The following is a 22,569-nucleotide window of genomic DNA, read 5'->3' as shown; positions in this document are numbered from 1 at the left end:
ACTGCTGATCCCTTCTTTTTGAAAGGTTAAATTATTGTAACTATTTGATATGCTTCATTTTACCACGATAAAAGAGTTAGGTCGTTTCTCATTCAGGGCATATGCCATATGACCTAGATTTTAATGTTTAAAATCGCAAATATGGTAAACATTACTATGATTCATTTGCCGATTACCGTTCACCGAATTCACATTTTTGCCTCCAGACTCAATACGGATCGATTTATCAGCAGTGTCCGGTGATTATTTCGAATTTCATTTTTGCACTCCATAAAAAAAAGAAAAGCCAGGGATTCCTCCCCGGCTTAACCTGTATGATGAGTAACATCACTCTACAATCGGTCGATCAACTCATTTAAGGTTCAATTCCCCATACCTTGGCGCCATCCTGATAAGCTGTCACTTTTGTCCAGGCACTGAAGGCCGATTGGGTGGAATCAAAGGAATAATCATTCGTTTGATCAAAATTCGTCCAGTTGTTTTTCGAGAAACGTCCCTGGATGATTCCGGTTTCGGCACCCGCGGCCAAACTGCCGGCACCCGCTTTGAATCCAATCTCCAGATACGTATCTGCCGTGCCCTTGGCCGGATCTATTGAAACAAAATGCCCTTCCACGTTACCACTGCCAATCTGTGCATAATCACACCAGAAGCTCAGATCAGCGGCGCTATCCTTCGTGAAATAATACCGGACCTTCACTTTGCTCAAGTCCACAGCAGTTGTACCAGTATTCTTCACATTAAATTGTGGAGTAATCGCATTGACCGAAGCCCCTGAACTACCATTACGGTATTGTACTTCAAGCGTTCCCGTTGTAACTGGAGGTGCCAATGGGGTCAACACCAATACATTTGAATTCGTCTGACCACTCGTATTAATAGCTACGACTCTATAATTATAAGCCGTACCATTTACCGCTGTAGCGTCGGTATACGTCAGTGCGGTCAAACCTGTTGCCAGATCAGCATATGCCCCGCTGCCTACCGAACGTTGTACCTTATAACTCGCTGCTCCAGTTGATGCAGTCCATGTCAGGACCGCCTGGGCATTGCCAGCCGTTCCAGTAAGGTCGAATACGCCTGGCACAACGGTACCTGCGAGTGGTGTTGCAGATGCCTGTGTCGACGGTGCAGACTCACCTACGGCATTCACCGCAGTGATGACATAATAATACGTTGTGCCGTTGGTCAAGCCTGTATCCGTGAATGTCGATCCTGTGACCCCTGTCGCTACAGACGTATAAGGACCACCATTCACTTCTGCACGTTTCACGTTATACGAGGCTGCACCAGCGGCTGCGTTCCAATTCAGAACCACTTGCTCACTTCCTCCAGTTGCTGTTACGCCAGCAGGAGCAGCGGGTACTTCCACTTCCGGACTATCGGAATCTCCGAGGAGACGATCATACTCGCCATACGCTGTAGCCATATCCACCTGTGACCAGAACCGGTGATACGTAAAGGTAGGTGCACCGTTTTCCCACTGCTTCGTGGTTGTGTTATATGACGTTTTGTACAGATTATCCAGGTAAGCCCATGCCGGATCTTGCTTGATAGCCGGACGCAGATCGGAGTATCCAATGTATACGCCATTGCCACCTTTCGCCGGATCGGAAGGTACACCTGCTGTACCTGGAATCGTATTGCCTTGACCAAAGGTTCCAGACCAGTTCGCTGGGATATAGATCTCTTTGGCAAAGAAGCGGAAGTAGTCTTTACGTTCTTCTTCCGTAACAATCCCCACACCATCATTGTAATCCCAAGCTGTATCCAACAGAGCCTCAGCCAAATCCTTGGCTTCTTGGCCTTCCGCGCTAAGTGTACCGTTCTCTGCCTGTGTTCCGGCTGCGAAGAAGGTCAGAGCTTTAACGTAACTTCCCAGAACTCCTGTGTCCTGCACTGGATCTTTGGTCGTTACACGGAAGTTCGGATTTTCCGTAAACGAACTGAATCCATTCCACTTGTCCGGTTGACCCTGCCATTCCTGACCACCCGGAATCCAGAACTCTCCCGGCGCCGGCGTTGTTGCTACCTGAACATTAGTTCCTCCCAAAATGCGCTGTCCAGCCGAATTCAGATAATACCCTTGCGCATCCGTCACCGGACGCTCACCTACAAATACATAATCCTTACTCCAGTCGATCCACTTCGTGATTACCTTCTTGGCCATCTGGAAGTTCTCAGAGGTCAAATCCCCGCTCTCCGCAAGAATATAGTACATCTCGGCTACACGCTCCAGCGGCCATGCCTGGAATCCAAACCAGGTGTTGGAATCCGGATCACGATATACAGGCGCCTCCTGATATGCCATGTCATAGAATGTACTTACCCCTGCTGGATAAGCTTTGTATGAACCATCCAGACTGTTCGTTGCTCCCCCGCCGATGGCTCCTTCATGGGATTGTAGCCAAGTGTAGAATTCCAACTGACGTTTCAACGTCGCATTCCAATCTGCCTTCGCTGTAGCTGATTCCGGAATCAAGCCGCCAGCCGGGTCAGACAAGGCATACGCTGCAACCGGGTTTTGATAAGCCTGATGGGTATGGCTCGCTCCAATGCGCCAAGCCCAATCCCCACCTTGACCCAAGCCACCTCCCCAAGACGTATACCAAGCCATGAGATACATGTTGGAATCCTTGCCTGTACCCGGAGTTGGTGTACCGCTCTTTGCACTCCCAATTTTCTGGAAGTATTTATCATACATGCCGTAGCGCAGATAGTCCCCCATCTTCTTCGCTTTATCCAGATATTCCGGATTGTTGTATCCCATCTCCTTCGCCCAATACAGCACCTGTACTGCACGTGCATCGGCATCCGTTGCGTTTGTGTAACGCCATTGCGCTGACGGTACCTGAGTTTCCTTTGTGAACAAGCTCATGAAGCCTTCGTTTGCCTTACCAAAAGATTTATCATCCTGAGATGGATGCGGAATGGCTTCCCACACAGACTCCTGCTCCCCACGCTGGAACGTGTTCACATAGGTAGCCGTATGTGATGGATTCAACAGGTTTCCATATCCATACCAGTCATCCACATCGACCAGCCAGTGCATGAGATAAGTCTGATTGTTACCATAGGTCGCCTTAAGTTCGGCATCAATCGGGTCTTTACCCGCTGCATATTGACCATTAAGTGGCGATGGATATTGATCAGGAAAAGGTTTTTCCGCTGCATACGTAGCAGGGCTGTTCGGATTGTACGAGCTCATCGTAGGCTGTTCTTCCTTGCCGTCACCTTCGTTGACCGGGATAATGTATTTCTCCATACTGTCCCAAGCTGCTTCCAGTTGGGACCAGTCTCCAGTGTAGTGACCATACATGGTTTCCAACCACAGCCAGTAACTGTATGCCTCTGACGTCGTCATATGACCATAATCCGGGGCCTCACTGAGCAGGGTCTCAATGGAATGATACGGTAGACCCTCTGGCGAAAAATATCCGTTCGCCGGATCTTTCAACTGATCATATAATTGCAAAAACCGGGCTTCATTAATGCCGTCTGCCTGAATCTCGATGGCCTGATCTGCGGCATGTGCTGTTTGCGGCCCTGCCCAGAGTCCGGTGTATCCGGTCAACATGACGGTTCCCGCCAGCATGGCTGTTAAACTTTTTTTCGCAGCTGATTTCAACATTAATATATACCTCCCTGGAATAGTGGAAATTGAATATAAGTGCTGTTGGTCTGCCCATGCTGCTATTCGGCCAATGATCTTGAGCTAGTTACGGCTCCAAGCCCCATACTTTGGTGTTTCCCTGATACCCTGTTACCTTGTTCCATACGGCAAAAGCCGTCTTGGAAGCATCATAGGAATAATCATTACTTTGATCGAAATTACTCCAGTTATTTTTGGAAAAGCGTGCTTGAATCACGCCGGTCTCTGCTCCAGCGGCCAAACTGCCTGCTCCAGGCTTAAAGCTAATCTCCAGATACGTATCTGCGGTACCCTTCGCCGGATTCACTGCGACAAATGTACCTTCAACATTGGCCGTGCCCATCTCGGCATAATCACACCAGAAGGTCATTTGATCCGCACCATCCTTGGTGAAATAATATCGGATCTTCACGGTACTGAGATCAATCGCCTGTGTTCCGGTATTCTTCACGTTGAACTGCGGAGTCGCCGCATTACTTGAATTCCCAGACCCTCCGCTGCGGTACTGCACTTCGAGTGTACCCGTCGTCACCGGAGGTGCAGAAGGCGTCAGTGCCAGGACATTGGACAGTGTCTGTCCGTTCGCATTCACAGCTGCAATCCGGTAATTGTACGTGGTGCCATTCAGCGCTGTTGTGTCGGTGTAAGTCAACACGGACAATCCGGTTGCCACATCTGCATATGTCCCGCCTGCCACCGAACGTTGTACCTTATAGCTAGTAGCGCCCGAGGCTGCTGTCCAGGTCAGGACCGACTGCGCATCACCAGCTGTCCCACTTAAAGTCAGCGCTCCTGGCACCGTCGAAGCTACTTGCGGGGTAGCCGACACCTGCACAGAACCCGATGATTCCCCTGCTGAATTCACAGCAGTCACTACATAATAATAAGCCGTCCCGTTGGTCAGTCCCGTGTTTGTGTAGGTCAATCCATTAACCCCTGTCGCAACAGTTGTATATGGTCCTCCACTCACCTCGGAACGCTTCACCGTATACGATTCGGCCCCGGATACAGCGGCCCAGGTCAGGTTAACCTGACTACTTCCCGCTACAGCCTGCACGCCAGCAGGTGCGCCTGGAACCGTGACTGGTGTAACACCAGGCTCCTGTCCATACACCTTCACCCCCGCATCATAGACTGGAAGGTATATGCTCTTCACAGGAGTGCCTGTGGTCAGCGTCTGGAACGAATGGTCATTGCTGGCATTCCATGCACCCTGTGGGCCTGTAATGCGGAACTGTACTTCTTTACGATAATTTCCTTCCCCACCTGGATAGATCTTGGTATTACCGAAGTTCGCCGTAATGGCATAGATATGCTGAGCTGCATTCACCACAACTGGTTGAGATACCGTCGCCCCCTCCGTATAGGAGGTTGTCACTTGCACGTCCGATACCGTACGTCCGGCAGCATACACTTCACTCAAATCCAGGAAATACTTAAAAGAAAGTTGATCTCCCATTCGGGCGGGCCAAGCGGAACGATTATTAAGCTGTGCCCTGATTTCCGTATAATTGGCACCTGATGATTTGATCGCAGCTTCCACAAAGAACTCATCTCCCTTCACCTCAGGTGCAGGGAAGTTCGCCAGGGGCTGATGATTCTGACCAAACAGCAAATTCATCTTTGCCAGTGCGCCGGTAAAACCAGCATTGTAATCGGTTGCGACCTCATTACTCACGTAATCCCCGATATCATCGGTATATCCATCCGATGCATCCGGGCCACCGACCATGGCACCATACAGAATGTGGCGATGGTTAGCCGGGATATCTTCGTTATTCAGCCATGAACTGTGAGCGGTCCGATGATGCGGATGTTGAGGTGCATTTTGCCCATATCCGACCACATAACTGCTCTGACGCGGATTATCGCCCAGAATATAATTCATCTGTGAGACAGCAAAATCCTGATATCTTGACTTTTTCACAGGATCACTGACCCAGTCGGAGTATACAAAAGAAATAAAGGATGCATTCGCTGCATATCGGAGCGATCCCCACTGATCCAACCACGCCAGACCTCCTGGCGTATACTTGACTCGTGTCCCATTGACTCCAACCGTCCAATAATCCAGATTGCGCTCAGTCGACTGAATAAATCTTGTCGCCTCCGGCATGTTCAAACTGGACGTAATACGGGCAAGCAGAATCTGGGCACCATAATGTTTACTGTCCCAACCTTGTGTCCAGGTATAGGGCCAATTGGCTGAGCCTCCGCTAGAAGACCACCGGTCCGTAGCTGCAATGGCTTTGGACAAGTAAGCGCTATCATTAGTAGCTAAATAAAGCCATGCGCCACCCCATGCCAACTCGTCTTCGTATCCTGTCCACGAATTATAAAACGCTGCAGCATCAGTGATACAATCGGTGTATTCCCCCCGATATGTATCTGCGAAGTTGTACAGCTCTTTCGCATGTTGAAGCAGTCTGGCCGAATATGCCGGATCATCATCTGCAAATACAATCGATGACGCTGCCAGCGCTGCAGCCGTTTCTGCCGCCAGATCACTGCCCGGGCATGAAGCATCAATCTTGAACGAAGGACGGTTCATCTGCATGACTTCTGCGGGTCCCCACCAGGCATGGTCGGTATTACCTGCCCCCACTTGTCCCCATAATTCATTTGGTTTCGTATGCGCTTTCATAAAATAGTCGGTCGCCCATCGGATATTATCCTTGATCTCCTCCAGTTGTCCGGCCTGTTCATATCCGTCACTGTATTCCACGACAGACCAGGCGAGCATCGTTGCGGAAGCAGCCATCGGAAAACCAAACTTCACGTGATCTCCGGCATCATACCATCCTCCGGTCAGATCAACACCTACATCAGCTCCATCCTGCATGCCCGAATTACCACGCCATTCGACCCGATTACTCGCTGGCAACGGACCCGAGCGCTGTGCCTCATAGAAGTAAATGGCCTTTTGTAGTGCTTCAGCATAGTTCTGATTTCCGGCGGCCGCATCCGCCTTACGAATTCCTGTGCCCATCGATAAACTCCCTGCCAGTAATCCTGCCGATAACGCGATCATAGCGACTCGTCTCCACCAGCTCCCCTTCATGTTCAACTATTCATCTCCTCTTCATCAATATTCCGTATGCATTACTCTGGACTGCAAGTTTATATCGCTCCTTCCCATGGTGTATTTCAGTGTAAGTTCCACCATTAATTACCATTATAGCCGTTTGTTTCACCAGCTATATAAGCGTTGGTGACTTCTGAAATAACATTGTTGTGACCTGCTCTGCGTCATGCGACAAAAAAAGCTGTTTCTCTAACGCATATGCGCGTTAGAGAAACAGCTTCTCGCCCTTGTTATCATCAACAGTACAAATCGAATGGCATTCTGACCATCCTGTCAGTATGTTTCTGTACACCTTAGATATCACAGAACATCTCTTAGTTACACTTTGAACTTGTTAATCTGCTCCTGCAGTTCTTCGGCCATTTTGGATAATGAACCTGCGGATGATGCAATCTCTTCCATCGAAGCCAACTGCTGCTGAGTTGCGGCAGATACATTATGAACCCCGCCCGCTGCCTCTCCAGCAATGTTGGAGATTTGACTTACATATCCTACAACCTCAGTTGTACTCGCCGACATTTCCTCTGAACCTGCAGATACTTCCTGGATTTCCCCCGCTACTTTGTTGACCGCATCCGAGATCTGCTCGAAGGCTTGTCCTGCCGCAGTAACCATCTCGATTCCGGCTTCTGTCTCACTGCTGTTCACTTTCACTGCCTGAACAGCATGATCCGTATCTTTCTGAATCAATTGAACGAGATCCGTAATTCTTTGCGCAGATGTAGAAGATTCCTCAGCCAACTTACGCACTTCTCCCGCAACTACGGCGAAACCACGTCCGTGCTCTCCTGCTCGTGCGGCTTCAATGGCTGCATTCAGTGCAAGCAGATTGGTCTGCCGGGCAATGTTGTTGATTACCTCGGTAATGGTTCCAATCTCTGCTGAACGTTCCCCCAGCCCTGTAACCAATTCAGTAAGCGAAGCAATGGAATTTCGAACAGAACCCATCTGTTCAACCGCTTGCTGAATAATCATATTTCCTTCGGAAGATTGATTCGCCGCATCTACAGCAGATACGGATACACTCTGAGCAAGCTCGGCAATCTGCTCTGATCCCAGAGCCATCTCATTCATCGCCTGTGAAGAGCGTTTCACAATATCAACTTGATCTGACGTGCCCACGGCCAGTTCCTCAACCGTTTCGGAAATCTGTTCCGAGGCTTGAGTATTTTGCTCTGCACTTGCAAGAAGCTCTTCCGATGAAGCCGCTACCTGTTCGGAAGTCATCGATACCGATTCAATCATGGAGCGCAGATTGCCACTCATGGTATTGAAGGAAGCCGCGAGCGTTCCCAATTCGTCTTTGTTCTTGAGCACAATCGTCTCACCCGTCAGATCACCATTGGCAATAGCCATGGCCGCTTCATTCATCTTTTTGATTGGACGTGAAATGATGCTTGCAATGAAGAATGCAATGAACACGGCGATCAGGAATGCAAAAATCGTCACGGCCAAAATCACATTAAATGTATTCTCAGCCAACTCGACAGAATCATTCGTTGCTGCATCCGATCCTTTATTCCCAGATTCGATCAGCTTGGCAATCGTGTCGTTAGCTGTATACCACAATGGATAGGCTTCAGTGTGCAGTCTACTTGCTTCTTCATAGTTATTTGCAATACCGAATTCTATGAATGCAGGCATTTTCTCCACATAAGCATCATAATTCGTACTGAAATCATTGTAGAGCTTCATTGCTTCATCATTGCTCTCAATGAACGTTAGCAGCTGTTTACGCTCATCTTCAATCTTCGTGAGGAGCAACTTTAACGCTTCATTCACCTTGACGTTTTCTTCTTCGTCTTGTTCAACGATAATCGCCAACGCCAACCGCTCTACATCCGAAACATCACCATTCATCATACCTAGCAGGCTTACACTCGGCATCCAGGTCTGGTCCACATCATTGGCTTTACCAGACATATTATGGATCTGTATTAACGCATAAACGCTTACAACAATCAACAGAGCCACGACTATGAGAAAACCAGTCAGTAACTTGCCTCGAATCGTTAACTTCAATATCCCCAACTTATTCCCCCGCGTGTCTTCCATGTGTCCCACTCCTCAAAATAATACATATTTATAATATATCGTCACCTATCGTCATGAATTGTAGATGTTAGGATTCAATTTCTATAAATTTCATGTAACTTCGAACATAACACAAAAAAAGTCTCCCATCTTTGGCAGAACCAGAGATAAGAGACTTCTTTCAATAAACTACCAAAACTTCACTAGACATTACTTTCAAAAGCTAACGAAAAACACGACGGTGTATGTTAATGAAGAAGTCGGGAATCGACTTGGTATAATTGCGGGTTGTAATCAGAACCACACTAAGCAGACTTCCGAGAATGAATCCTCCCAGAATATCTCCTGGATAATGCACACCAACATATACACGCGACACCCCTGTCAACACAGCGAGTAACAACATCCATGACCCGAAGCGACGTCCAATAAAGAATGAAGCAGCCGCTAGAGCAAATACAAAGGAAGCATGTTTACTTGGAAAAGAAGGATCAGGTACATGGGCAACCAGCTGATGCACAGTCCCTTCCACAAAAGGTCTTGGATGACCGACCGCTGGTGATATCCCCCATTTGGCCAGAACTAGCGCTACAATGGAAGCCACACAGGCATAAAAAACAATTCGCTGTTTCGATGGATCGCCGAGAAACCATACAATAACGAGCAGTGCGATCATGATCCAAACCGCATACTCGGATGATGTGATCATAAACCAGTCCAGAAACGGTATTTGGTCTGCAAACTGATTAATCCAATTAAATAGTGATTGATTCATAACTGGCTTTTAATACCCCCATTACACAAAACAAGATTATTTTTTACATAATAAATATACACTAACTATTTGTCAAACATTCCTCACATTGACCGAAGTTACGAAATCAAAGAGGACATTTTGCTTTCTTTTTGTTAAACTAGTTTGGGTTACATATCAGTTCAATCATAGAAAGGTGAAGATTATGCTTAAAAAATGGTTATGGGGTACAGCCCTGACCCTGGCACTTGCGATTACAGGTGTCGTTGTATATTACGGATATTCGATTGTTCATTTTGCCAATAGCATCTCCACGGCTTCCGGGACTTCATCCAACTCGTCCTCTTCCGGCACAGACAGCGATTCAGACACACCAACGACAACGATTCCCAGATGGGAGGGCCAGGAACGAGTGAACATTCTGCTCCTTGGTGGAGACTCGAGAGGCGACGATGCAGGACGCTCAGACTCGGTCATGGTCGCTTCCATTGATCCGGTCACCAAGAAAGCCCATCTATTCTCCGTACTGCGTGATACCTATGTCGCCATTCCCGGGCATGGCAAAAGCAGACTTAATGCAGCCTTTTCCTACGGGGGTGCGGAGCTGACCAAACAAACCGTCAGTGATCTGCTCGGTATTCCCATTCAGCATTATGTCTACACAGACTTTACAGGTTTCATGGCACTTGTTGATGCGGTAGGCGGCATTGAGATCGATGTGGAGAAAGACATGTATTACACCAGTAAAGCAGATAAACATATGTACGACATTGACTTGAAAAAAGGATTGCAGCATATGGACGGCAAAACCGCCCTGCAATATGTTCGGTTCCGGCATGATGCCACATCGGATTTCACCCGTACCGAACGGCAGCGGATCTTCATGACCGAGCTGGCCAAGAAAATGCAGAGCACTACGTCGCTCTTCAAAATCCCTGATATCCTGGAAGCGATCGCTCCCTACATTGAGACGGACCTCAGTCCAACCCAGATGTTAAAACTCGCATCACTTGGCTTCGATATCCATGTGAACGATATCGATCAGCAGCAAATTCCACCGAACAAACTACTCACCAATGAACTCGTCGGCTCAGCTCAGGTGCTGGGTGTTGATGTAACCAAACTCCAGTCCTACATTCAGAAACTGTTTGAAGAAGATGCCGAGTCCTCAGAGACTCCATCATCAGAGGAACAGAACTAAAACAAGCATGAGATATATCAATAGAAAAGACGGCCAAAGCCGTCTTTTTTTGTACCTATTTTCTCCATTTAATGCAGTCTTAATGTTTAACGGGTACCCTTATATGATGAACTCCGGTTCCTGGAGGGAGGATTACAATGTGAAAAAACCGCGAATAACGGAATGGACCGAACTGCGGGGCATTGCCTTTCTGGCAATCGTCATGCAGCATAGTATCGCTGAGTATATCTATCGCGCTGATATTGAACAACCGGATTCCATTATGCTGACCATGATTTATCATCTGACCCGATTTGGTACGCCAACGTTTGTATTTCTATCGGGTGTAATGTTGTTTTACCATCATCGTAACACCAAACCGGAATATCCTCGCTTCATTCGAAAGCGATTTGGCGATATCTATATGCCGTTTGTCGTATGGACACTGATCTACTGGCTTTCTGTCCGTATCTTCACCCCCGCGTTCTGGCTTGCAGGCATACCGGATTTTCGCAGTCTGATTCGTGAACTGTTTATACCACAGACGGGATATCATCTCTGGTTTGTCATTATGGTGTTTCAATTCTATATTCTGTTCCCCCTGTTCTGGACAGGAGCAAAAGCCATTCAGAGACGTATCCAGAACACCTCACGTTTCACGCCCATGCAAGTCATTATAGGACTAATTCTCTTTGCAGCAGTACTATATGCCCTGCTTATGCAATGGTCCTACTATAATATGGAGGGCTGGACAGAATCCATGTCTGAGCCTTGGTCAACGTTGCTGCAATATCGCTCCTATTCATGGGTGATGTACTGGTTTTACTTTTTACTGGGTGCCGTATGTGCCTGGTCAGTGGATAGCTGGAGGAGCTGGACCACAAAGATCCTGCCATGGACGATCTGTCTGTTTATAGGGATGTATATATGGCTTGGTTACGATGTGCTGCGTGGGTCCGGGGATGTTGTTAATCTGAATATCTCCACCTATCTGAAACCAACCACATTCCTGATCATTATGGCTCAGATGTTTATGATGTATGGTTTCCTTGTACTGATGCGGGGCAAAGATACATGGTTTCAGCGCCTCTTAGCCTGGATTGGCCGCTATTCATTTGGTGGATATCTGGTTCATGCACTGGTGATCTACGCGATCGCTTACGTCACCAGACCGCTTCAACTCAGTGGATGGCATCTGCCTGTAACGTTGCTATCGTTCCTTGTAACAGTTGGCATTGCTCTTGCAATCAGTTGGGCGCTATCCAAGCTTCCTGGCTCACGTTTCACCGTAGGGTTAATGCGCAAACCACGTTTAACTCCCAATCCATCAGCTGCTATGGACAAAAGAAATTCACCTGAGCGAACTCCGTCACCCGGCTCAACTCGCAGTCCGGGAACGAGTGAGCCGTTTTAGAATAAAGAAGAGCGTCCCCTCACGGAGACGCTCTTCTTTAATTTACTTCGCTCGAAGTTGATCGTCCAGGAACAGGTTCCTGGGGACCCGGGGCTGGATGTACGTTGCCCTTCTGATTCACAAATCTCTTCAGATCACCCGTTAATTGTTCCTTCAGCTTGTCCACCAGCTGCGTTTCACTAATGCCTTTTGCCTGAGCAATCTCAGCCAGGGATTTCCCTCCCTGAAGCTGCTCATGCAGTTGAGCAGGGGTCACTCCAATAAACCGGGCAATTTCGCCCTTATCTACCATGGAACGTTTGCCATGGTGGGCAAATTCACGCCGCAAATCACGCAGCGGGGTATTAATGACCTTTTTCAACTTGGTATCCATGTCCGCCTTCGTGGCTGCTGCTTGTTCCTTGGTGAGACAACCTTCTTCCACAGCTTGATCCAGACGCTGTGCAAGTGTAGGCTTCAACTTCTGCAATAACTGTTCCTCACTAAGTCCCTTACGCTCTTTCGCAATCTGGGACAACGTCTTGCCAAGTTCCATCTGTTCTTTCAGATCCCGAAGTCCAATCCCAAGCAAGTCTGCCGTCTCACCAATCATGAACAGACCGTGTCCTGCCTGCATGCATGGCTTCGCTGGTTTACCGGAGGAAGAAACTTTTGACGCATCGTCATGTTCCTCAGCCCGAACCGTTGAATCAGCAAATGCTACATGTCCTGTTGCTGCTGTTATGACTACGGCCGCCAATCCGGCTGCCATCCATGTTTTCCATTTCAAATTCATTTTTCTGCCGCCTTTCCGATGTCGAAATCCTGTGCCTTCCTAGTTTGAGCCTAAAATCCACTTTTTTATGCCATAAAATACAAAAAGTCATCATTTTTCTCACAATTGATCACAAAAAATCCTATTTTTTTCAGTTTATTTCCGCTATACTAAGTGTAACTTCATGATCTAGTCGAACAGTCCTTAGTCACCTTATCGCAGGAAGGACGATATGTAATAATGCTGAGAGATTGGTTAGATCCGTTTAGATCCGATCTGGAGGTCGTGTTTGCTTCAGCGGAGCAACTCGTACGGGAATATCCCGAACCCTTGTCAGGACATGCATTAGAGCAGCTTCGTTCGGTTAATCCGCTGTTACGAGATTCAGGACACAGCTACATCGGGTACATCACTCCACTTTGGATGCAACACTCAGATAAACTACCCCCAGAGAAAGCACACCAATTAAGTACAGCCTGTCTCATCCATATGTTATATTTTCTGAATCAGGACGACGTGATGGATGAACAACCGGAGAATGCCACATTGAAGTTATCCCTGGGTAATCTATATTACATGGATGCACTTCAATCTTACTCGGTATTATTCAATCCTTCCTCCACGTTCTGGGTCTATTTCAGACAATATGTAGTGGATTGGGCCGTGAGTGTTACGGGTGAGCATTCCATTGATTATTTCCAACAGAATCCCTTGTTGATTGCGCAAAAGGCTGCCCCTCTCCTCATTGGAGCTACTGGTGCACTGCTTCTGCTGAATCAGTCCGACCGGATCATCCCGGTGTGTTCTACCATCAACATCACACTCATGACACTCCAGATGACCGATGACTTCACAGACACGCAACAAGATGCTGTGCATGGAAACTACAACAGCTACCTCTCCCACATATCCGCAGCATTGAATCATAACTATCCAGTTCATCCTCTAAGCGACCGTATACATGACAATGTATACAATACACAACTCATGAACTCTTACGTAGACATTGCTTATCACTATAATCGTACACTAACATCGTCTAACTTAGGAATATCGCATCTCGAGGCGTTTAATTCTTATTTATGCAGCACTTTAGTACAAGCTGTTCAGGACATTACACAACGGAAGAAACAGCTCCTCCAAGGCGGGTTTCATCACTGGATTAGCGAGCACAATTGGGATTCTGAGCATAAGGACTAAGCTGATTCAGTTTAATTTTAAATATGAAGGGAATGTTGACGATGATGGTATCAGAGAAAACGTTGCATGAGGATATTATTGAAAAGGCTTGGACTGACGAGCACTTCAGACAACAATTGCACTCCAATCCGAAGCAGGCGCTTCGTGAAGCGTTTGGCATCGTAATTCCGGAGCACATTCAGGTACGTACTGTTGAGGAGCAGCAGAATGACTATGTACTTGTCATACCTCCCAATCCTTCCAAAGTAAATTATGATGTGAATTGCGGACCTTGGAGAAGTTAATTCGGGTGAGCTAATCTTGTAGTGTAAGAAATTAGGGGTAGGAACAAAAAAAGCCGCTGTATCCTTCTGTGAGTTCGTCAATCGACGAACTCGACAAAAGATACAACCGCTTCTGTTCCTACCCCTTTGGTGCTTGTAAAGCTGATCTGTCCTTGCATCGCTTCAACAATTCGGAATGTCACCATCATGCCGAGGCCTGTGCCTTTGATTTTATTGGAGAAATAAGGCTCGCCCAACCGGGAGAGTGCTTCCTCGTCCATTCCTTCTCCGTTATCCCTGACATGCACCTTAATCATTCCATCCTGCTTGTACGCCCAGATATCAATCTGACCTTGTCCCTGCAGAGCTTCAATACTGTTCTTAATAATATTGATAAAAGCCTGCTTAAACTTCGAGGAATTGCCTCGAATATATAGATCTGGCGGAATGTCAGTGGTGATTTTACCACCTTCCAGATTAGCCATCGGTACAAGAATGCCTTCAATATGATTGAACTCATCCGAGATATTGAGCGAGATAATATGATCAAACTCAGGTTTGGCAAAGGTAAGAAAATCCGTTATGATGCCCGAAGCCCGATCAAGTTCTTCCAGTGCAATTCGCACATACCCCTTATTTTTGTTGTCTTCCTGTTCCGTCATAAGTTGCAAGAACCCTCTTGTCACCTGAAGTGGATTACGTACTTCATGGGCAACGGAAGCGGCCAATTCACTAATAATCTCCATCTTTTCGGATCGCTGCAACTCATTGTTGAACAGCTCCAGTTCCTTGGAATACTCTAGAACTTTAGTATGTTTTTCGGCAAAACGACTTCCGAGAATGGCAATCAACGAGATCACAAATGCAACCATGGACCATTTCCACCATAACAGATGATACGTCCCACTCCGCTGATAATACCATAACAGTTCAGCCACACTGATCAAGGCAAATGTACCAAATCCCGTTGCAAGCAGCATAGCTTCCCGATTTCGTTGCAGCGCTTTGGCGATGGTACCAACTAACAGGATTGTCAGCAGAATGACCAGCACAATGCCAACCACACGCTGTACGAGCAGATTGTAGAGGATCTCCCATTGCCCACCTGAAGTAACATAAATAAATAGAGATAACACCGCGATAACTGAATATATGAATAGTATTTTTCGAAGTTTGGTGAAGATTCCATGCAGTCCTGGCCCGATAATCTGTTCAAAAAAATAACATAGCGCTGGCATACCCAGCAGCATCGCCAGATCAAAGACTACGGAATACAGGTCACCATATACCTGATAGAACGTATACAAAAATTGCGAGTACGTGATGATCATCGTGCCGATGGAACCCATCACGATGCATAGCGAGATCCATAATCCCTTATGGAATTTGCCAAGGAAGAATGTACAACTCAGCATCGTAATCGCTGTGAACACAAAGGTCGCGCCCAAAATTACATCAATAAGTCCGTTATGAATATATTTCTCTTGTAACGCGGCATAAGGTCCAACCTGAACAATACCTTGTATCCCCAGACGGCCTTTTTCATTTTGCGACCATACATAGAGCGTGTCACCTGAATTTTCGCTGGATAAGGGCAGCAACACAGCATTATTATCATAATTGTAATGATAGTTCTCGTAGACCTTGCGGTCTTCCAGATAAACAACAATATGATTGCCTTTAATGTTCTCAAATCGAATGGCTGAACTTTCCTCACTCAACTTAGGAATGGTCAGGCGAGTCCACAAAGAATTCGATCGATCCGTATTGCTATACTCTAACTTATCACTGCCCTGCTTTTCCCATATTTCGTCTGCTCCCTTAACCTCACTGATGAATCCTTGATCGTCAACGTTCCCCCATTTTACTTCCCATCCTGTAATGGATACAGGTTGCTGAACCACTCCTGTAGTTGCAAAGACTATCCCATGTGGCATGCCTAGAATAATCAATACACTCATCCATAAGATGACGATAGCTTTGGGCACATTTTTCATTCACAGCACCTCAAAGTTCTAATTTTCCCTATCTTAGATTCTCTCATTTATCATTCGCCACCGTTTGTCACGTCACCTTCTTGAGATAAAATGAAATTTCACATTTAAGTCGATTTATAGTCTTATTTCCATTTTATTGTTAAAGTTGTTCAATTAATCACGCAGGTCTTCGAACTGGTTCACTATCATTTCCCGTTCTTTCTGTTCAACTTGACTGCGAAATTCAAGCCACTGCTCTGTCTCCTCATCATCATAGATGGTCCATATGTCGGAAAAAAGGAAATCCCGTAACTGGACAACTTGCCCAGACCATATACCGCCTACCCAAAACAAACCATCCGGACGACGGATGACGGTACGGGAGAACCCGGGTGTGGACGCCTTTTGCCCGATACGGATGCGTGTGATCATATTACCCAGTGTATACCAGTCCACATGAATCCCTCCCTTACATATTCAAGCTTCATCATAACATAGGCAAAACAGGAAAAGCTGTAAAAACGGTGGCTGCGATTCAATCCTTTGCTCCGGGTGTAATGGTTTCTCAAAGCAAACAAACACGCTAAGGAGATGATTACAATGAATGAGCCCCATCGTACGGTTGAGGTAGAACATAAGGATGTTCAGCATAAATCGGATTCAAGTATGGTCGCTTCCACATTTATTAAATATGCCGCATATATCATTATCTTTTTCGGATTCTTATACTTCTTGGTTAAATATGTATTCCCCAAATTCTAAGGCATTCATATCGTAGTGAACACCCGGAGATAATAACCTGTGCAAGATTACAACACTAGCGCTTTGGGTAACTACGGAGTAAGAAGCTTTGGACAACCGACAATGAAAGGAAGTGTTACTCATGTCTGACAAACCAATTAGTAACGAAGAGAGCGACCGCTATTATGACCGTTATCAGAGGTCCCGCGATATTCCACCAGAGACGGAAGTCCCGGAAGGCGATATGGACACCTTTGATGAAGTTTCCGGCAGACGGATTGTTACGGAAGATTCGGATCTGGCACCCGTAGCCGCAACCGCTGTGGATGAGCCGGAATTGGATTCACGTTTGGCTGAGACACCGCTGGAATCTGTACCGGATGCAGATCTTCTGCAACCGAACAGTCCGGTTGATCCTGCTGCACCCGATCCGGATGCGTTGCATGGTACCGACTTGCTTAATGGTGCTGGTGCGGATGCTAAACCAGAGAACGACATTCCACCGCGACATTAACAGCTGTTATGACATCCTGAATGAGGAGGTGCATACACGATGAAGGAAGATCGCCAAAAGCATGTGCATGAACCGGATAATCTCGTGACCGAACGGGATATTGACCCGGGCTTCGGACTGTTCACTGAGGACTCCTTCCCCGAAGCACTTGAGGATGAGGATCAACGTGATGCGGTCGAACATGCCATTCCCAAAGAGAAGGCTTCTCGTAAGCCCTCTTCGGATGACTAACTTATATAGATCCGTAGTAGACTTAAAAAAGATGACGTCTGTAATTTCAGAGGCCACTGAAAAAGTCCAACATCTATAAACAGATATCCCTCCTCATTTTTTTGAGGAGGGATATCTGTTTTCCTGTATAATTAAATGATTAATTTCAGGTGGTGTCTCGGATGATTTCAAACCAACAATCTCTTAACCTTAGTGCATTTATGGACATATACGATATCGTCGTACCTAAAGATAATATGCTTCGTCAAATCAATGATCTCGTAGATTTTTCATTTGTTCAGGTAGAATTGCAACATAGATACTGCCTCGACAATGGTCGCAATGCAGTGCCTCCCATTCGAATGTTTAAATACCTATTGTTGAAATCCATTTTCGATGTATCCGATGCGGATGTTGTGGAACGTTCTAAATATGACATGTCCTTTAAGTACTTTTTAGATATGGCGCCTGAAGATGAAGTCATTAATCCTAGTTCACTAACGAAGTTTCGCAAGCTTCGCCTGAAAGATGTGAACCTCCTCGACATACTTATTCAAAAGACCATGGAGATCGCGTTGGAAAAAGAAATTATCAAAAGCAGTGCAATTATTGTGGATGCCACCCATACGAAAGCGCGATTTAATCAGCTATCACCCAAAGAAATATTAGTGCAAAAGTCTAAGTTGTTGAGAAAATCCGTTTACAAGATCGATGAAAAAATGAAGGATAAATTCCCACCGAAAACAACGACGAACGAATTATCTGATGAACTGGACTATTGCCAAAAAGTTGTAGATACAGTAGAAAAAGAAGAATCCCTCCGTGAATACCCAAAGGTGAAAGAAAAGCTGAACTACTTAAAAGAAATCATAGCTGATCACCATGAGCACTTTCAACTCAGCAATGATCCAGATGCACGAATAGGTCACAAAACGGCAGACTCCTCGTTCTTCGGTTACAAAACACATTTTGCTATGAATGGAGAACGAATTATTACAGCTGCGGTAATTACGACTGGTGAGAAAAGTGATGGAAAACAACTCCAAACTCTCATTGAAAAAAGTCGCGACACAGGTATGAAGATCGATACCGTCATTGGAGATACTGCCTATTTTGAAAAAGATAATATTCAATATGCCAATCACAAAGAACTACAATTAATATCAAAATTAAACCCTAATATCACACAAGGAACTCGTAAAAAAGAAGATGAATTTGAGTTTAATAAAGATGCATGTATGTACGTTTGTAAAGCTGGACATATGGCGATTCAAAGAGCGCGCACAGGTAAGAAAGGTATGAATAATAACCAAAAGAATACCTACATGTTTGACATTGAAAAATGCAAAGTATGCCCAATGAAAGACGGGTGCTATAAAGAAGGTACGAAAAGTAAAACCTATTCTGTAACCATCAAATCGACCGAACATAAGGAACATGAGGCATTTCAAAATAGCGATGGTTTCAAAGAAAAATCAAAAGAACGTTATAAAATTGAAGCGAAAAATAGCGAACTCAAGCACAGACACGGGTATGATGTTGCATCGTCCTCGGGTCTTGTTGGCATGCAAATGCAAGGTGCCATGGCCATATTTACTGTTAATCTCAAGCGAATCATTACACTCATGAAAGACTCAAAGTAAAAGGATAGAGAAAAAGGCTATATTCCGTTCCAATGTGAACGAAATATAGCCTTTTTGATTTAAAATGAATCTTAACAATTGAAATGGTAAGTTTTTCAGTGGCCTCGTAATTTCACAGCGTCATCTTTTTTGTTACCTGTAAGTTCACTTTCTCTTAGTGATTTAGCATCATCGCTTAGCGGAAACCTTACTTGCCACGGGCAGTTTGTGATCCAATCCTGACCACTTCGCTACCATCGCAGTGATGATCAATGCCACTCCATTAATAATAAATATCCAGCGTATCGGTAGCCAGCCCCCAAGTACACCACCAATAATCGGTCCCGCCATCGTCCCGATCTGGGCAGCGGATTGATTCAGACTAAAAGCCCTGCCCCGGAAACTCGATGCGGTAGCCTGCACAATCATGGCGTTAATTGCCGGAAATACAGCGGCAAAGAATAAACCATACACAAATCGTAAAATGCCGAATGCGATATATCCTGTTGTAAAGAACTGCAGAAGATTCCCTACAGCCCCACCAACAAGTCCAATGATCAACACTTTACCGTATCCAATCCTTGAACCAATCTTGCCCCAACGCGGTGCCATAATAACTGTTGCTACCCCCACCGCTGAGAAAATAATACCCGAGCTGAGTGAGGCACGATCCGGCTGAACGCCCATCTCCATCACATAGACCGTCAATAATGGCTCCAGAATCATGACGGAGAACGTACATATGCCCATCATGCCAAGCACCGTCATAAACAAACGATTCGCTCTTGCTTCACGAATGTCATCCATGACGTGGGAACGCGCTTTGTTCCGATTGAAGTTCTCTTCTTTTACCCAGAAGGTTGCGATGATCGCGGAGACTAACACAACAATAGCCGAAAACAAAAATGCATTCCGGTTCCCATAATAATGACTCACCACGCCACCAATTAACGGTCCGATAATACCACCAGTGGCTCCTGCAGTGGACATAATACCAAGTGCATAACCAGTCTTCTCTTCAGGTGTATTCGTGCCTACCAGGGCTATCGCTGCTGGAACAAACCCTGCAAGCAGACCTTGAAACAATCGAACAACAATCAGAGAATACGGGTCCTGCACGAAATAATTAATTAAATACAAGACGGCAAGGCTGTATCCCGACCGGATCAGCATGGGCTTGCGTCCGTATTTGTCAGCCAGTGATCCCCAGAACGGAGACACGAGTGCACTCGCAAGAAACGTAATGCCAAATGCCAGTCCTGACCATAACTCCAGGTGATCACGAACCCCCAAGTCAGCACTTAGAAACAGGGGCAGAAATGGAATTGAGATCGAATAGGCGGTGCTGCAAAAAAATACACCAATCCACAATATGACCAGATTGCGCTTCCACGAGAAGTTCATATACCCGCACGCCCTTTCCGTTACTGACGCCGGGACTGCCGTGTATTGGAGCGGACGGAACAGACCCGTACGTCCCCGATGCGGAAGCATTTTCCTTATTTTACACCCATCATTCCATGAAGGCCATCCCTTGTTCACCACAAACACATGTATTACATTGCCATCCTGTCCACAAAAACGGTATGATAGTTGGGTAAATATCCAAATATGATTTGGAGAAAATATATAATGCAGAGATGCAAGGAGGAACGTTTTCATGTCTTTACGGTGGAAAAAAACAACCGCAGTATCGCTCGTTCTTGCGATGTTGCTTATCGTCATTAGTGGTTGCGGACGCCCTGCAACCAGTGCCGAGCAAGCGCCGGTCCCGGCCGCACCTGAAGGTCCAAACCCGGTGGCTACCATTGAGATGCAGGATGGTCAAAAGATCGTTATTGAGCTCTATCCCGAGATTGCGCCCAACACGGTGTATAATTTCATTTCCCTTGCGAATAAAGGGTTCTATGACGGCCTGATCTTTCACCGGGTCATTCCGGGCTTTATGGTTCAAAGTGGTGACCCAAATGGTAACGGTTCGGGCGGCCCGGGATACACGATTAAGGGCGAATTTACATCCAACGGTCACAAAAACCACCTGAATCATACTCGCGGAGTTATTTCCATGGCACGAAAAGATGGAGATCTGGATTCCGCAGGCTCCCAATTCTTCATCATGTTAGCTGACGCGGATCATTTGGATAATGCCTATGCTACTTTTGGAAAAGTGACCGAAGGTATGGAAGTTGTGGATAACATTGCAGCTCAGGAAATAGGTGAAGGTGACAAACCCGTTACGGATCAAGTTATGAAAAAAGTTACGGTAGATACCCACGGTCTGGAGTATCCAGAACCGATAAAAATGCCTTAATTAACTTCCTTTCCAAACGGATAATAATCCATGGTTATGACTTGAAAGGAACTCTAAACAAACAAAAGCTCTGTCCTGTGCGTATCTCGCAAGGCAGAGCTTTATTTATTGATTTTAATGATAGCGGTTACATATATGACTTTATAAAAAATGACCTCTTCCGGCATCATCCTCAATACATCCATCCCATCAAACGTAACCAGCCGATAATCGCAATCCATAACGGGCAGCTAAAGGCAACGCCCCATGCAAGCCCTTTCAGTAAACCACGGTTTACTTCCACGAACAACGACTCCTTTCTCCAGGGAATAGTCGCAGTATCGGTAATAGTATATGATTTTATACCCGTTTTCATTCGTCACGCAACCCTCGTTTTCCTGCTTTTGTTCCGGAGATTCATGGAATGCTTTACGGGAACCTGATATACTATGACTACTGTACGATAAATGGAACCTGATTCATGTTTGGAAAGGAGATTTTCCTATGGCAAAATCCAAAAAACGCACTCCTGCTCCCAAAGCAGCAGTAGCACAGGATAAACCCACAACACTGAAGGATCTGCTTAGCAGTGATGTGCTGGAGAAGCTGAAAGCTCAGGCGGATGAAGCGAAGGCTACTGAAGCGGCTCTTAAAGAGCAGGAACGTCAGCAAGCAGAAGAAGCTCGCCAAGCGGAGCAGAAGCGCCGAGATAACGATTTCGAATATTTGCTCAATAACAGTGCAATGGACTGGAAGAAACATAAGTAAGCCAGGGCATGACCTAAGGATGTCTTCTATCACACATGCCAAAATAATATTACTGCAGACAGATCATGAAGATGATCTGTTCAAAGAACAGGGCCGCATTGCGGTCCTGTTC

18 protein-coding genes are annotated in these 22,569 nt (G+C 46.1%); 10 read left to right on the top strand and 8 right to left on the bottom strand.

Features of this window, described 5'->3' with window-relative positions; translation table 11 throughout:
- Window positions 1-355: 355 nt before the first annotated feature.
- The 4 genes from MHI52_RS06320 to MHI52_RS06305 all read right to left on the bottom strand — a co-directional run bounded on the left by MHI52_RS06320 (window position 356) and on the right by MHI52_RS06305 (window position 9,546).
- On the bottom strand, window positions 356-3,631 hold the full coding sequence (locus tag MHI52_RS06320) for a glycoside hydrolase family 48 protein (protein ID WP_405158689.1): 3,276 nt from the start codon (window positions 3,629-3,631) through the stop codon (window positions 356-358).
- A gap of 88 nt (window positions 3,632-3,719) precedes the next feature.
- Window positions 3,720-6,713, bottom strand: a complete 2,994-nt coding sequence (locus tag MHI52_RS06315) for a glycoside hydrolase family 9 protein (protein WP_340984854.1) — start codon at window positions 6,711-6,713, stop codon at window positions 3,720-3,722.
- A gap of 342 nt (window positions 6,714-7,055) precedes the next feature.
- Complete coding sequence (locus MHI52_RS06310; RefSeq protein ID WP_083677324.1) at window positions 7,056-8,792, bottom strand: methyl-accepting chemotaxis protein; 1,737 nt, start codon at window positions 8,790-8,792, stop codon at window positions 7,056-7,058.
- Between the two features lie 202 nt (window positions 8,793-8,994).
- Window positions 8,995-9,546 carry an undecaprenyl-diphosphatase gene (locus MHI52_RS06305; protein WP_127547959.1) on the bottom strand — a complete coding sequence of 184 codons (552 nt, stop codon included), beginning with the start codon at window positions 9,544-9,546 and terminating at the stop codon, window positions 8,995-8,997.
- Window positions 9,547-9,730: 184 nt separating this feature from the next.
- On the opposite strand from MHI52_RS06305, the gene MHI52_RS06300 reads away from it, so the two are divergent.
- Window positions 9,731-10,726, top strand: a complete 996-nt coding sequence (locus tag MHI52_RS06300) for an LCP family protein (protein ID WP_340983247.1) — start codon at window positions 9,731-9,733, stop codon at window positions 10,724-10,726.
- A gap of 139 nt (window positions 10,727-10,865) precedes the next feature.
- Complete coding sequence (locus tag MHI52_RS06295) at window positions 10,866-12,119, top strand: acyltransferase (RefSeq protein WP_340983248.1); 1,254 nt, start codon at window positions 10,866-10,868, stop codon at window positions 12,117-12,119.
- Window positions 12,120-12,156: 37 nt separating this feature from the next.
- Here MHI52_RS06295 and MHI52_RS06290 read toward each other — a convergent pair whose 3' ends face one another.
- Window positions 12,157-12,894 (bottom strand): hypothetical protein, encoded by a 738-nt coding sequence (locus MHI52_RS06290; protein WP_315373220.1) that lies wholly within the window; start codon window positions 12,892-12,894, stop codon window positions 12,157-12,159.
- Window positions 12,895-13,113: 219 nt separating this feature from the next.
- Here MHI52_RS06290 and MHI52_RS06285 point away from each other — a divergent pair, with 219 nt between their 5' ends.
- Together MHI52_RS06285 and MHI52_RS06280 are read left to right on the top strand one after the other, a co-directional pair.
- Window positions 13,114-14,073 carry a hypothetical protein gene (locus tag MHI52_RS06285; RefSeq protein WP_405158688.1) on the top strand — a complete coding sequence of 320 codons (960 nt, stop codon included), beginning with the start codon at window positions 13,114-13,116 and terminating at the stop codon, window positions 14,071-14,073.
- 23 nt (window positions 14,074-14,096) lie between these two features.
- The gene (locus MHI52_RS06280) at window positions 14,097-14,357 is read left to right on the top strand and encodes an NHLP leader peptide family RiPP precursor (protein WP_223199858.1); all 261 of its coding nucleotides are present in this window, start codon (window positions 14,097-14,099) and stop codon (window positions 14,355-14,357) included.
- A 77-nt stretch (window positions 14,358-14,434) separates the two neighbouring features.
- Here MHI52_RS06280 and MHI52_RS06275 read toward each other — a convergent pair whose 3' ends face one another.
- Together MHI52_RS06275 and MHI52_RS06270 are read right to left on the bottom strand one after the other, a co-directional pair.
- Window positions 14,435-16,333: a HAMP domain-containing sensor histidine kinase gene (locus MHI52_RS06275; protein ID WP_127548308.1), complete on the bottom strand. Its 1,899-nt coding sequence runs from the start codon at window positions 16,331-16,333 to the stop codon at window positions 14,435-14,437.
- A 153-nt stretch (window positions 16,334-16,486) separates the two neighbouring features.
- Window positions 16,487-16,768 (bottom strand): hypothetical protein, encoded by a 282-nt coding sequence (locus tag MHI52_RS06270; RefSeq protein WP_036611533.1) that lies wholly within the window; start codon window positions 16,766-16,768, stop codon window positions 16,487-16,489.
- A gap of 144 nt (window positions 16,769-16,912) precedes the next feature.
- Here MHI52_RS06270 and MHI52_RS06265 point away from each other — a divergent pair, with 144 nt between their 5' ends.
- From MHI52_RS06265 to MHI52_RS06250, 4 genes are all read left to right on the top strand, one after another.
- On the top strand, window positions 16,913-17,074 hold the full coding sequence (locus tag MHI52_RS06265) for a hypothetical protein (RefSeq protein WP_017690239.1): 162 nt from the start codon (window positions 16,913-16,915) through the stop codon (window positions 17,072-17,074).
- Window positions 17,075-17,195: 121 nt separating this feature from the next.
- Window positions 17,196-17,567, top strand: coding sequence for a hypothetical protein (locus MHI52_RS06260; protein ID WP_036611534.1), 372 nt, complete (start codon window positions 17,196-17,198; stop codon window positions 17,565-17,567).
- A 39-nt stretch (window positions 17,568-17,606) separates the two neighbouring features.
- Window positions 17,607-17,798, top strand: a complete 192-nt coding sequence (locus MHI52_RS06255; protein WP_076327356.1) for a hypothetical protein — start codon at window positions 17,607-17,609, stop codon at window positions 17,796-17,798.
- Between the two features lie 161 nt (window positions 17,799-17,959).
- Window positions 17,960-19,420, top strand: a complete 1,461-nt coding sequence (locus MHI52_RS06250) for an IS1182 family transposase (protein ID WP_405158687.1) — start codon at window positions 17,960-17,962, stop codon at window positions 19,418-19,420.
- Window positions 19,421-19,588: 168 nt separating this feature from the next.
- Here the strand turns inward: MHI52_RS06250 and MHI52_RS06245 are convergent, their stop codons facing one another.
- Window positions 19,589-20,803 carry an MFS transporter gene (locus MHI52_RS06245; protein WP_036612104.1) on the bottom strand — a complete coding sequence of 405 codons (1,215 nt, stop codon included), beginning with the start codon at window positions 20,801-20,803 and terminating at the stop codon, window positions 19,589-19,591.
- A gap of 256 nt (window positions 20,804-21,059) precedes the next feature.
- Here MHI52_RS06245 and MHI52_RS06240 point away from each other — a divergent pair, with 256 nt between their 5' ends.
- Both MHI52_RS06240 and MHI52_RS06235 read left to right on the top strand, forming a co-directional pair.
- Window positions 21,060-21,710, top strand: a complete 651-nt coding sequence (locus tag MHI52_RS06240) for a peptidylprolyl isomerase (RefSeq protein ID WP_315372497.1) — start codon at window positions 21,060-21,062, stop codon at window positions 21,708-21,710.
- A 483-nt stretch (window positions 21,711-22,193) separates the two neighbouring features.
- Window positions 22,194-22,457: a YqkE family protein gene (locus tag MHI52_RS06235; protein WP_076251319.1), complete on the top strand. Its 264-nt coding sequence runs from the start codon at window positions 22,194-22,196 to the stop codon at window positions 22,455-22,457.
- Window positions 22,458-22,569 lie beyond the last annotated feature (112 nt).

Origin of the sequence: Paenibacillus sp. FSL H8-0283 (assembly GCF_045040675.1) — a bacterium.
In the GTDB taxonomy this organism is placed as follows: domain Bacteria; phylum Bacillota; class Bacilli; order Paenibacillales; family Paenibacillaceae; genus Paenibacillus; species Paenibacillus amylolyticus.
Note: the sequence above shows the minus strand (reverse complement) of the source record. Positions and strands in the feature narration are given on the sequence as shown.

What these genes read in the sequence shown, in the direction of transcription:
- MHI52_RS06320 (WP_405158689.1), bottom strand. Translation starts at nt 3,631, where the DNA reads ATGTTGAAATCAGCTGCGAAAAAAAGTTTAACAGCCATGCTGGCGGGA.
- MHI52_RS06315 (WP_340984854.1), bottom strand. Translation starts at nt 6,713, where the DNA reads ATGAAGGGGAGCTGGTGGAGACGAGTCGCTATGATCGCGTTATCGGCA.
- MHI52_RS06310 (WP_083677324.1), bottom strand. Translation starts at nt 8,792, where the DNA reads ATGGAAGACACGCGGGGGAATAAGTTGGGGATATTGAAGTTAACGATT.
- MHI52_RS06305 (WP_127547959.1), bottom strand. Translation starts at nt 9,546, where the DNA reads ATGAATCAATCACTATTTAATTGGATTAATCAGTTTGCAGACCAAATA.
- MHI52_RS06300 (WP_340983247.1), top strand. Translation starts at nt 9,731, where the DNA reads ATGCTTAAAAAATGGTTATGGGGTACAGCCCTGACCCTGGCACTTGCG.
- MHI52_RS06290 (WP_315373220.1), bottom strand. Translation starts at nt 12,894, where the DNA reads ATGAATTTGAAATGGAAAACATGGATGGCAGCCGGATTGGCGGCCGTA.
- MHI52_RS06285 (WP_405158688.1), top strand. Translation starts at nt 13,114, where the DNA reads ATGCTGAGAGATTGGTTAGATCCGTTTAGATCCGATCTGGAGGTCGTG.
- MHI52_RS06280 (WP_223199858.1), top strand. Translation starts at nt 14,097, where the DNA reads ATGAAGGGAATGTTGACGATGATGGTATCAGAGAAAACGTTGCATGAG.
- MHI52_RS06275 (WP_127548308.1), bottom strand. Translation starts at nt 16,333, where the DNA reads ATGAAAAATGTGCCCAAAGCTATCGTCATCTTATGGATGAGTGTATTG.
- MHI52_RS06265 (WP_017690239.1), top strand. Translation starts at nt 16,913, where the DNA reads ATGAATGAGCCCCATCGTACGGTTGAGGTAGAACATAAGGATGTTCAG.
- MHI52_RS06260 (WP_036611534.1), top strand. Translation starts at nt 17,196, where the DNA reads ATGTCTGACAAACCAATTAGTAACGAAGAGAGCGACCGCTATTATGAC.
- MHI52_RS06255 (WP_076327356.1), top strand. Translation starts at nt 17,607, where the DNA reads ATGAAGGAAGATCGCCAAAAGCATGTGCATGAACCGGATAATCTCGTG.
- MHI52_RS06250 (WP_405158687.1), top strand. Translation starts at nt 17,960, where the DNA reads ATGATTTCAAACCAACAATCTCTTAACCTTAGTGCATTTATGGACATA.
- MHI52_RS06245 (WP_036612104.1), bottom strand. Translation starts at nt 20,803, where the DNA reads ATGAACTTCTCGTGGAAGCGCAATCTGGTCATATTGTGGATTGGTGTA.
- MHI52_RS06240 (WP_315372497.1), top strand. Translation starts at nt 21,060, where the DNA reads ATGTCTTTACGGTGGAAAAAAACAACCGCAGTATCGCTCGTTCTTGCG.
- MHI52_RS06235 (WP_076251319.1), top strand. Translation starts at nt 22,194, where the DNA reads ATGGCAAAATCCAAAAAACGCACTCCTGCTCCCAAAGCAGCAGTAGCA.